The organism is Chryseobacterium rhizosphaerae (genome assembly GCF_003385455.1).
GTDB lineage: Bacteria > Bacteroidota > Bacteroidia > Flavobacteriales > Weeksellaceae > Chryseobacterium > Chryseobacterium rhizosphaerae.
In genome coordinates this window covers 51126-64052 of sequence record NZ_QNUF01000016.1, presented here as the reverse complement: position 1 = coordinate 64052, position 12927 = coordinate 51126, and the positions used below count along the sequence as shown (strand labels likewise).

The window sequence follows — 12927 nt, the reverse complement described above, 5'->3', positions numbered from 1 at the left end:
TAATTAATTGTTTAGTTGTAATTCATTGATTGTTACTGGTAATCCCTGTTTAGCGTATTTTACTCCATCCCAGGTCTTATAGATAAATTCCAGTTTTAATTTTGGATCTCTGATCTTTTTGCTTTTGTGCATCACTAAAATCTGAGAATAATCTTTAGCATAGATTACTTTGAAATTGTCATCATTATTACCCGCAGCGTTAAGAACCTTAAAGCAGTCTGTCATATCATCCAATGGAATTTTAGGATCATTGAATGGTTCCGGATTTCTAATCAGTAAGGCAACTACGTCATTATTGGTATTGACAATCTTAACAAATTCTGTATTGGTAGGTGGATTTAATGGTTTTAATCCCATCACACCTTCAAATGCACGGTCAAATACTTCTGAATAGGTATTGGCAAGCCCTTTTAAATATGGGTTTTCGGTACCTTTTGAAGCTAATATATAAAGGTCGTCCAGCTGCTGTTGCTTAAGATCTGCTTTCACTTCATATATTGCATCCTTCTGTCCTATTACGACAAGTCCTTTATCATCATATTCTTTCAGCTTATAACTTTCCACCTGTTCTTTAAAGTCTTTATATCTCGAAGTTCTAAATACAAACTCGTGGATCTTCTGGTTTTCTTCATATACCTTATCAGGTTTTCCCGGTACCGGTGTAATCTGTGGTTTATAATGTCCGTCTCCATCATCGTCAAAGGCATTGTATACAATAGCGGTATATAATTTTTCCGGATTCAGATTCGTGAGCTCAACTGAATATTTATATGATTTTGGCACAACAGGATCTCCGAGATCAATGTCACAAGCCATGCCTGTGTTCCCCTGATTCACATGGTTCACATAGTTAAGCATCTGCTGGATTCCCAACGGTAAGTTTGGATCATCTTCGGCCCAGCTTTCCTGAGTTACCGGTACTGTTTCCTGCGTTGTCCAGTTCTGAGGTAATGGATATTCAAGACTAACATTAGTTACAGGATCTTTAATCATGATATTAATACTTCCAATGATCTCCTTAACTCCCATTCCTGTATGGGCAGGCCATGTTTTAAGCATATTATAGATATAAGGCTTGGTAAAGAAAAATTCTATTTTACACTGCTCGTTACCATAGAATAATGGTTTTGCCATCAGAAGATCTCCGTCTGCATTCGGATATGATTTTTTCATATCGATATATGATTTCAGAGTGGTAATTGGGTATTCATCTGCATTTTTCTTCTTATCTGTCAGATTTCCATTGGCATCTTTAAGGTATTCGATATATTTCTCATTTTTCTTTTCAAAATGTCCGATAGGCCCTGCTGTTTTAAAGGCAAAGTAATAGTCAATAATCTTTGGTGTATCTCCGTTCACATTATCTTTCAGTTTAAGATTGATGTAATAGACACTGTTAGGTCTCCAAACCGGCTGTATCACTTTACTCATCGCTTCCTGCATCAGTCCCATATCTGCCTGTATGGCTGGTTGTGACGGAATCGTCTGCTGATATTCGTAGTCTGTAACAGTCATCCAGTTCACTCTATGGAATAAAGTATAGCATTGGGTAACTGTATTTCCGCTATCATCGTCATCACCACATCCACAGTTTCCAAGATTAAAGATAATTTCACGAATCTGTTCTGTTAACTGGAGTGCTCCTGATAATGTGGATCCTTCAGTATTAAGATAGTCAGTCAGTTTCTTTAAATGTGCTCTTACATATCCAATACCCTGAACCAGGTTATATTGTGGGAACTCTTTATCAAAACTATTGATCGCATCGATGAAGATTAAGAAACACTTCATATTATACCTCAGTTCGCTTACATCATCTACTCCATGATATTGAACACACTGTTTAAGATTATACATAAGCCCTGCAAGGAAATCACAAAGTCTCACATCTTTTGTACAAGGTTCTGGTTTTGCATCACAACCGCAATCAGGGGTAAACTTCAGATTAAGAGGCTTCTGAGTGGTCTTACTCACTTTAATGATCGCTACTTTGTTGGTACTCTCTTTCGGATAATCACTTGAATAGCAGATATCAATACCATCGGCTTTGTCTGTAATTTTCGATACAACACTATTATGCTTGATAAATTGAGCAAGAGGGCTGTCAGGTAAAAACAAGAAGATCACAGAATGGGTATTAAAGTCAACATATGGCGGAGTATCTCCTGTTACCATCATATATTGTGTTTCATAATCTGCCCACTTAGTGGCTACGTTAGACAGTCCAAAGTTTACAATACCTGATCCGAAAGCACCGTTATATCCATTTTCAACATGCATCACATCAAAGTCCAGTTCGTTGCACTGAGCAGTGGTACATCCTCCGGCTTTCAATTCCTTCATTATTTCGACAAGCTTATCGTATTCAGCCTGTTGCGTTGGAGAAAGAACTACGCTGGATACCTCACCTGTCGTGTTGGCTGTAGCATTCGCCCAAATCAGATCTATTTGTGCATTGATATCATCAATCTCCTGTTGATTGGCGTTGTATGGAATAATTTCAATCTTACTTACATACTGTCCTCCGAAATTAGCTGCATCATACATCAGCTCTGCTCCTAATTCTGCTTTTGTCTTCGTTACCTCATCAATTATAGCATAGTTCTGATAAATGGCAGTAGAGAATACATCTTTATAATATCTGATCGTCACCGTACTTGCCATTGTAGAAAGTAATAATCTTACTTTAGCAGAGGCTTCCGGAAGAAGAACAACCATGGTATTTCCATTGGTGATCTTCAATGACTTCGCATAATTATGTGGATTGGAAGCATTCGAAACAGCCATATAATCCGTAGCATCTGATACCGTTCCTAAGAGATTGTAATAAGCCCCATTAATGAAGTTAAACGGCGCTCCCGCCGGCTGGTAATATACCGTTCCTACTGTTTTATCCAGTACATTAGACTCATGCCATACAGGCTCAGTTTGTGTACAGAATAATGAAGAAGCCGTAATTCCATACTGTTCAGGAATAAACCATCCCGGCTGTGCAGAATCTAAGAATGAGAATGGTGTAGACGCCAAAATTCTGATCGTGTCATACTTATCATTGATTTTCTGCCAGAATCCTAATTTGAATTTATCAATATTAGCGATGCTGTTTGCTTCATCATTAGTCAATACTGCTCTGTAAGGATTATATTTATTCCATCCGTTTTGCTGTTGATTTAGAATCTTAATCTCTACATCTTCAATGGAATACTGGTGTTTCACTTGACGAAGTACATGTCCTCCCGGCTGAGTTTTCTGAGGCGGGATAAGATCTGTAAATTCAGTTGCTCCGCTGGTATGTCCTCCAATTTTCTCACCTGCAACCGGCGTTGGAATAAGTCCTTTTTCAATTTTAATATCGATGTAGGTATCCAATGGAATCGTTGGCAGTTTATCATCATCTTTAATGGATGGCTCCGGTGCATTGAAAACCTGAACGACAGGAAGGTCAAATGTCTCGTTGGTCAACATATGAACCCCTTTTACGGCATTTTTCAATCGCTCTTCTTTCGGATAATCGATTTCCGGGCTGTCTGATTTGTAAGTAAGAGGTGGTACAGCATCGGTATTTACTTGATTTTCCCCTTTCTCCCATTTAATACTTAAATGAACTTTAAGTTTAATTTTAAAGATCGCCAGTTTGATTTTGAGTTCGAATTTAAATTCTGCCAGGATCAGGAACGGGAATATAAGTTCCACTCTGAAATAGATCGAGATAAATAAGGCAACACTTACAATATAAAGGTTGATCTCTGCTCCTCCTTCCACGTAAATGTATCCTCCTACCTGAGGTCTTTCGAAACTGATATGGGCTCCTACTTCAATAGCCGCAAAAACTTTTACAATAATCAGGTTCAGGTTAAAATCTACCCTTGCTCCGGCTTCAATTCCTTTAGCTGCAATCATCAGATAAGATTCAGCCTTGATATTCACAGAATCTTTAAACAAGCTGGCCCTGATCGGTTTATCCCTTGTTCCGAAATTGACATACCATGGTCTTTGATTTTTAAAGAAGAAGCCCATCTGCACTTCAGCCTTAATGTCAATGAATGACCCGTTATTTTTGTTAAGCTGGAAGTTACCTCCTGCTCCAATTTCAAGTGAATTGTCACCTACGATAACGAATGCATAGAATGGCGGAACTTTAGGGTCATCTTCGGTAAGTCCGAGACGCTCACTGATGATCGTTAATCCGGCATCAATGGCGAACATACTTGGTACTGAAAGCAATACCATGGCACGTAATGAGGCAAGACGTCCGTCTAAGGTAGCCAGGGAAGCCCCCGCACCAAAGGAGAATGGTGCACTATATTGCTGAGTATGCTGCGGTCCGATAAATTTATCCGTGTTGATTCCTCGCTGCGGATGTACATAATAGTCGTACCAGGTATCATTTTCGGTCATTCCGATTGCTTCCTTATGGGCAATATATCGGTATCCTATTAATCCTCTGAATCCGAAAATACCAAACGAACCTAATGGAATGACAAACGGAAGTTCAACGCTTGCGTCTACCAGGAATCCCGGATATTTAGGGTCGAAAGCCATTTCTGCAGAACCGGAAATATTCATTTTCGGCAACTGAAGGGAAACTTTCCCTCTGTATTCTGTTGAAACACCAGGCTCTGGAATAGTAAGCGCTCCTTTAATAATCGCTACGGCAGCACTTGCACTTGCCGATCCTGGAATCACCAAATCAACTTCTAAGGTGGAGATATGGAAATAGTCGTCTTTACTTCCACCGTATTCATCGTTATCAGCGGTATAATAATATTTAACACCATTACCTCTTACATCAAGACCTAATGGGTTGATATTGATTCCACCATCAAATCCGATATAATTATAAGTACGCATTTTATCCTTATACATTCGCTGTATAGTCCCTATATGGATAGCTGTTACTGCCATACGTACAGGTCCTAAATTCAGGTGAAGGTTGATCGGAATGATAGAACTTCCACCGGCAATTTCAAATTTACCGCTGGCGTAATAGCGGACTGCCGGCAGATCAATTCCTTCTTCTCCTAAGAGTTTTTCTCCAAATGAACCTGTAGGGAAGGTAATTTTAGTATCTGCTTCAATAAAGAAGTTGTCATTTTTCTTACCAATTTCTATTCTTTGTAAGTTGAAGGTAAGGATATCGAAAAGGTTCAGTGGAAGACCAAATGGAAGGAAGGCAGCAGAAAGCTTGAAATTCTCTTTACTTTCCCATTCTCCGTTCACTTTAATAATCAGGTCTGTAGTACCATCATACAATTTAAATTTCTTGATTTTCAACCCCGCTTCCAGTGATGAACGCACGACCTGTCCCTGGTGGAAATCAATATCAAAATGGCTGAATCCTAATTCCCATGCTTTTTCAGGGTCTTTTCCAAGGTCGAACCATAATGTACGGTCTTTCTCGCCAAGACTGTCTAGTGATAGGCTAGCCAGGAATTTATAATAATCTTCTTCTTTCTGAAATTCCCTGTAATCTCCAGCCGCTGTTGTCAGTCCCATCGGATATACAAACTTAAGCTGAGACGGAGAGTCCAGTCCGTTCATAAAGGTAATCAGTGCACCTTTATCGGCAATGGCATGTTCTGTGGAATCAGACATTGATTTTACTTTTAGATTTTGATATCTAAGTGTAAAAAATTCACTGAAATAGTCTACGACCTGTGTCTGTGTTCCCACTGTTTTAACAGCATAGGTAGGCTTAATGGAAATATTTCCGGAGAGTCCTCCGGTTCCGATCAGCATATGATTCGCTGAAATACCAATGGTCTGTTTTTTGTCTACTGCAGGATCTTTCTTTTTAAACCATTTTTTCGGAAGGAAAATTTCGGTGTATTCCATATACACGCCCATAAATTCCTTGGGTCTTCCGTCTGCATCGGCTTCTGCAATATTTTCCGTTTTACTCAGGTCAATTTTCAGGTTGTGGATATCGATCACAAAACCTGTATTTCCAATCTGAGCAGGATGGTTCATATTCAGTACCAGGTCCATATTATATCCGAAACCTTTCTCCGTATCCGCATAGAATAAAGCTTCTCCAAAACTCATGCTTACTTTCTCATTTTCATCCTCTATTACTTCTAGAGGAGCAGTCGGGTGCTTGAGCGGATTTACCGGTTTTAAAATGCTTCTCGGAAATTCGATGGCTGCTGACAGCATCAGTGTTGCCTTAAATTTCGGAATGACCACTTCCTTGATGAACTCATCAATATCCTGTGGCATTAAAGCTTTGAAAAAGGTTTTTACCTTTTCCGCTGTATCCTGAAGGTTGTTGGAAAGCAAATAGGTTGCAAAAGCTACAAGCGAGGCATATTTATTATTTGATTTTGTGTAGATATCTTCTACAATTTGTGTTACTGTAGTCGTATCCGTTACTGTCTCAAGCCCTAAACCATGTGCAGCATTAATATCACTGACAAACTGCATCAGAGGTGTCGTATTCTGATTAACAGGTTTGACAAATGTATTCACAAAGTGCGCGATGGCCTGTTCTTCCGTTACATTGAGCACTCTCAGTGCTACCTCGAAGATCTGCTGAGGTTCAAAGGAAAAGTTTCCTAAGCTGAAGTAGTGTAAATACGCCAGAATCTTCCATTGGTATTCAACGGTAATCGGAAATGCGGAGATGGCAGTGTCATCTGTTCCGTTCAGGACTAATGAAATCCCGGTCCCCGGAATTTCAATATCGATTCTCTTGGAAACGACAGATAAGCTGTAAAACGCCGAATCTCCTTTCGGCCCTTTACTATATTGTAAATCTTTATAATAGATTTTATCGAGGAGGTTCGTAATCCCCGGTTTTAAGAATCCCAGAATGTCCGGGATGTCGTCTTGTGTAACCACAGAGGATAACCTCGGGTAATACCTGTGTGTTACCGGTGTTTGATTTGACATAAAAATAATTTTGTGTTTGGGGTGGCCGGAACTTTAAATACAAAGCTCCTAGCGAAAGCAGTTGGATTGCTTTAACTGGCCACAATACTATATTTTCTCTAGAATCTTTTGGTTGCGAAGAACCTTAGAATGGTAGAATTTTTAGTTCTGTAAGAGTGTGAGTATAGAACCTCGAAGAATTTTGGGGAATTCTAATGTTTGTTTTTGTAAAATGTTCAGTTAGTTCATTTTTTAAATTTTTCAATAAAGAGAACAATCTTTATGAGTCTTCCAATAATATATACACTAACTCATCATATTATCATTCCATTCTGCATTATTTAAAAATTAAAAACCTAATAATTAGAATTAATATATAAGAAGTAATATACTCTAAAAGATTATACCTTTGAGCCACCTAAAGGAAGTGTCTTTAAGAAATCTCTCCATCCTGTTACAATTTCCTTAAAGTCTTGTAATGGAATACTATTAACATAACCATTACTATCATCATAAAAATCTACTAAATTATTAAACATTATAATATCTACAGTTGCAGAATCACTATCAACTTCTATATTAGGACTTATCAATGCTTGATTAATATCAGGCAATAATGAATTATTTATTTGTTCAACCGAATTCCAACTAATTAAAAAAGAAGTCAAATATTTATTGTTAGTAGTAATTATTTTATTTATTTCTTTTCCGAATATATCCCAGTTATCAACTCTATTTTGAAAAGATATACTGTATTGATTAATTATATTCTGATTCATATTTTTAATTATTTTTTAAATTTACTTAAAATTTGGATATGCTGATCTGATTACTCCATTATCAATATGAAATCTAACTTTGATACCATTCGACATCTTTCCATCATAAGCATTACCACCCCCAAATTTCTTATTGTTAAAGGCAATTGCTAACTCTTCATGTATTCTCTGCCTTGACCAATTATCTGGAAAAAAGGTACTTAACTCTTTTTTCATTTTCCAGTTTCCTAGATGAGCATTCCAAACTCTTATTTTTGCTTCATAAAATCCTTTTCCTATATAGTTTTCTGTGCCTACAATCTCCCCTAAACTATTTGGATCATTTATTCTTAAACCATCTTTATGGTGAATTCCTTTACCTTTATAACTATAGTCATTCACATTAACTGGATTTGTTATACCTTTTTTTGGTGTTCTTTCAGCTACTCCAACAAAGATCTCGTCATTCAGTTCACTAGAATTTTTCATTAAACTTGTATTTTCCAAAAACCAGATATTTTTTCGGAATGATTTCAATTCAACATTTTTCCATATATCAATAAATTCGGCATCATTATTATTCATTTTGATCCAATTATCTTTACCTTCCAATTTAAAAAAGTCATTATAAAACTGATACCTTTCTGTTCTTGATAAATTAGTTAAATTATACTTATTTACAACACTATTGGCTACCCCATTTAAATCCAACCCTACAATTTTATTATACATCAATGTAATTTTTTGATCAATATTTCCAATTGCTACAATTACATCTATAATATTTGCAGGTAGATTATGATTCACAGGTGGATTAAGATTATTTAGCCGAGCCATTTCTTCTAAGATATCGTCCGCCGCCTTTACTGTTTTTGTTCTTGCAAAGGTAGCTCCTCCCGCTGTTCCTAAAGTTAGAATTAAAAAGAAGTTACTTAACTTCTTATATAGATCTTTTAATGATGGATTGTTATCTACAACCGATTGATAATCAAAATAAGCAGTTAGAACACCCGAGGTAACTCCTACCACTTCAGCCCCCACATCAATGCCACGCCAAAATAAAATAGCGTCTGCTGCTACAGCCCCTTTTCTAAAATTATAAATATACTTTAGATAAGAAAGATGTTTTAAGGCTGATGCGCCACCAGTAAAATAAAACAATGCTAAATCTACAGTTACCTGTATTGTAAAAGAAACAGCTGCATCAAAATCTTTTAACGTATTATAATCTTCAGCGTAATAAAATAAAAAAGCAGGTATTGGCACTAGGCTAGGAACGTCCAAGTCTAAATCTGCTTCATATCCTAATAAAGAAATAGGTTGGTATAAGTGATATCTCCCATATTCTTTTTCTGCTGCTTCAAAGAAAGATGTATAAGTTCCTTGAGAAGTAGGTACTGAAACAAAACCTTTTTCTACATAATTTATTGTAATTATCTCTTTTTCAAATTCTTTTTTTGGTTTATAGGAATTTGAAGAATTAAGTATTTGAAAATAAGAGGAACCTCCTTCATCTACTTTTGATATGGAAAATTCCAATACTGGATTACTTCCTTTTAATAGTTTTCCTGCACTATTAAATTTCGGATAATATTTTTTTCCTTCATTAAGGAAAAAAGAGTTAGGATTTACGCCATCTAAGCTTCCAGAGCCTCCCGTAGAATCATAATACAAATTATACTTTGAAATTTTCCAGATATTATAAACTGTATAAACAAAATATTTTCGATTAGTTGCTTCATTCACAAACCATGATATAATTGGATAACGTTCTAATCTACCATCATCTAATTTATTATATAGAAGTTCAAAATTTGTGTTGGTTTTATTTTCAGTTTCTAATAAAAAATCTAAAAATTGATTGCTCTCAACTGTGTTGACAAATGTATTTATAAGTTTAATAACATTATTTTGACTTACATCGTTAATCGGTTCTTGTTTTATACTACTTTTTCTTATTATCTCCTTTAATAAGTTCAATCGCTGATCATAACTGAATACACCTAGTCCATCTGTCCCAATGTAATTTAAAAGATATAAAATCCTTCTTTCACTATCTTTTTTATCTTTTTCTTCTTGAGAAACATGAATTGTATTTCCATTTTCATCATCTAGCATATCATTTGTAAGATTTTGCCCTTGAAAATTTTTAGGATTTCCATATTGATCATAAGGAAAATATTTAAGTTCACTAGCAGATTTTAATACATTATGAAAGTTTGCCAAAGATTTAAAATAAGAATTAACATATGTGATTGGCTTATTTTCAAATAAATAAGTAGCTTCAACATTTCCAATAAAACCCCAATCTTTTAATAAACCTCCAACTAATACATCGATTTTCTCGAGCTTATTATATAATGTTGGATCATTATTCACATATTTTTGTACAAATGCGTTTTTAATTGCTGCTACAGATTTCATTGCGATAGTCTCTAAAATTTCGCTATTTATAAAAGAGATTCTGAAACAGATGTATGTTAATGTTTTTACATAATCCTCCTTCTCTGAAATATTATTCAGTTGCAATATATTTTTGGTATAAAATTTACCTGAATCTGTATTAAGAAGATTAATAGATTCTTCTAGAGGGATTGTATTAGCTGGAAATTCCAATGGATTTGTAAAATCAATATTCGTATTATCGATATTGAAAGTATATACTTTTTGTCTATAGTATTTATTGGGATTTGAGAAATCCAACATCTCTATGGTTATTAAATCTCCAATTTGAGCTAATTCAAAGTTTGTATCAAACCATCCATCAGCTTGCATAAACTCTTCTAAACTAATAGAATAATTTTTATATTTTGCATATTTTTCATCAGTACAAAAACCACCAAAAGATTTAAATTTATATATTTTCTTATCCCCTTCTAATAAATTCTCATAAGATATATATTGGTATCTTTTTTTTGAGTTTTCAAATGATATATCAAACTCGCTAATCCTTCCTTCATACGTCATTTGGTACTTATTATTCTCTGTAGGTAATAATTCATAAGATTGTCCAAATTTATTTTTTCCCTTTTTTCTGACTACAATACCAGTAGCCAGTAACAATGCTATATCACTCATATATCTTAATATTAACTGGTTGGTTTTCAATAGAATTTAGATAAGGAACCCACTTTGCGTACTCACTGGAAGTAAAAGCTATATGATCTATCGTGGTTACATTAACATTAGTAGTTGGAGAAACAATTTTGAGCTTTCCATTTTGATCCTCTCCTATTATAAATAAATTGTATTTTTTATATTCTTTTCCTTCTAATGATAGATAAGTACTGGATTCAGCACCAAGTTCATTATTAAAATAAAATTTGGGGTTGTTTAATTGATTCTCATTAACAGCCTTAATAAGTTCCTTATTTTCGTCATTAGTAATTCCAAGCAGTTTCTTACTTGGTAATTTACCTTGCTCCAATCCTAATGATAACCCCATATTAGATTTCCCTTCAGGAGTGGTATATTGTTCAGTTTTAAAATAATAAGGTTTCTCAGGCTGATAAAAATTATTATTTTTATTACTATAAGAAATAGTGCCACTATTAGAATTATCCTGATAAGCAATTCTACTTTCATAGTAACTGGTAGTATTCTGTCGGATATTATTCAACAACGTCTCATAAGTAACTCTTGGCAAACTTTCCGTATCATTTTTCATGATCAGATCCTCTACTTTTTTAGTAGTCACTGTTGCAACATCTTTTCCTCCTGCTTTATTTTCAAAATCAATCAACAACAAATTCTGATCAATGACATAGACAAGCTCATTACCTCCTTTAGACTGAACTTTAGGAGTTACATTAATCAATCCAAAGATGTCATCAATGTCTTTCAAATCATAACTTGTAATTATAGCAGGATCACCAGGGTTTGGACCTGGCGTTTCAGAAGTAATTTTCACTGTTTTCCCTTCATAAATCAACTGTACAAACGAAGCAACCGTTTTATTGGCACTTGTTTTATTTAAACTGAAAGTAATAGGCTTCGTAAAGTTGGTATCTACTCCATTTCCTTCTTCCTGCAATAAGTTTTTACCTCTGATAAAATAATCTTCATTGGCTGTATCTGCATGTAAAACACCTTGTTTTACGTACATGGCAGCGGCATCATTGTTATCCGTGGTCAGCTGAACTACCAATGATGGTTGTGCAACCAACTCTTTTACCGGCCAGCCTGCTTCAAACTGCTCTAAGGAAAGGTTGCTAGCCGTTGGTCCGATTTTAATATTGTTGGTACTTCCTTCCAGGTTCTGATTTCCATAGAAATTATAGGATCTCTGTCTGCTGCCCTGGATATACAAATAGGTGGTCTCAGCTGTTTTAAAGCCTGAAATCTGACTGGCAATCTGTTCTACCGTTTGCAGGACAGAATTGTCACTCATATGAATTTTTCCTTTTCCCTGCGTGTGTAAGCCATAAAAGGCTGCAATATCAAGGAACTGGGTGGCTGTTTCCCTGATCAGTTTCTTTTTAAAAGCTGTATTACCAATAGCCTGATCTAAGACGTGGTCAGCGCTTCGGGCAAAAGCCAGATTCAACTGAAATGGGTTCGGATCATTGGCTACTGTATAATCTCCTTCGTTCAGTACAATATCAATTCCTATGCTTCCAGTGACATTTCCAAGATGGGTTCCTCTTGGGATCATAGGCAGTTCAAAAGCTTTTTTAGGTTGTTCAGTAGCAGTACTTCCCGTGACTTCAACTTTAGAAATCTTAAGGAAATAATCATCAATAAGATCATCTACTGACTGAGTAGTTCCTGCCGGAAACCCGATATGCTGAGCGGTAAACGCAGGTGCAGTAATTCCCAACATACTATATAGACCTGTAAACTCTTTTTTGATGATGTCTATAAATCCTGTTGGTGTTCCTGATGTGATCAGATCGCCTTGAAAGAAATCTAACCTGTTCAGGCCTCTGTACACGATATACTTGATCGCAAGTCCTTTAATCGGCTGACTAAAAGGCTTCAGGATCGCATTTACTTTAGTGGAGTCATCTCCACAAGGTTGTAAAAATACCTGCCCTTGGCAAATAGTATATACTTTGCCGGTAAAGCTTACTTTGGAGGTGGTCCTGAATACAGTCCCGTAAGCTCCAAATTTTCCGGCCGGGTCTTGCGAGAAAATCTTTCCTTTCTCCAGAAAGAAGAAAGACTCCGGCAACAGATCTGGCCGTACGTTAAGCCCTTTGCTGTCGGGAGCTGTTGACAAGCTTCCCGATGGAATATTTTGTGGCATTTTTGTGATTTTTGGTGTTAATAAAAGATAAGACGGTGGTAATGATCAGTC

Annotated in this window: 4 protein-coding genes; all 4 read right to left on the bottom strand. The window is 35.9% G+C overall.

The genetic code is table 11. The annotated features are described in order from the left end of the window. Positions 1-3: 3 nt before the first annotated feature. The 4 genes from DRF57_RS14180 to DRF57_RS14165 all read right to left on the bottom strand — a co-directional run bounded on the left by DRF57_RS14180 (position 4) and on the right by DRF57_RS14165 (position 12876). Entirely contained in the window at positions 4-6891 is a 6888-nt protein-coding gene (locus tag DRF57_RS14180; protein ID WP_115919202.1) for a hypothetical protein, read from the bottom strand. Positions 6892-7271: 380 nt separating this feature from the next. Further along, the gene (locus tag DRF57_RS14175; protein ID WP_115919200.1) at positions 7272-7649 is read right to left on the bottom strand and encodes a hypothetical protein; all 378 of its coding nucleotides are present in this window, start codon (positions 7647-7649) and stop codon (positions 7272-7274) included. Between the two features lie 21 nt (positions 7650-7670). Continuing rightward, on the bottom strand, positions 7671-10706 hold the full coding sequence (locus DRF57_RS14170) for an EndoU domain-containing protein (protein WP_115919198.1): 3036 nt from the start codon (positions 10704-10706) through the stop codon (positions 7671-7673). Continuing rightward, positions 10699-12876 (bottom strand): hypothetical protein, encoded by a 2178-nt coding sequence (locus tag DRF57_RS14165; RefSeq protein WP_115919196.1) that lies wholly within the window; start codon positions 12874-12876, stop codon positions 10699-10701. The genes DRF57_RS14170 and DRF57_RS14165 overlap by 8 nt, the downstream gene beginning before the upstream one ends. Positions 12877-12927 lie beyond the last annotated feature (51 nt).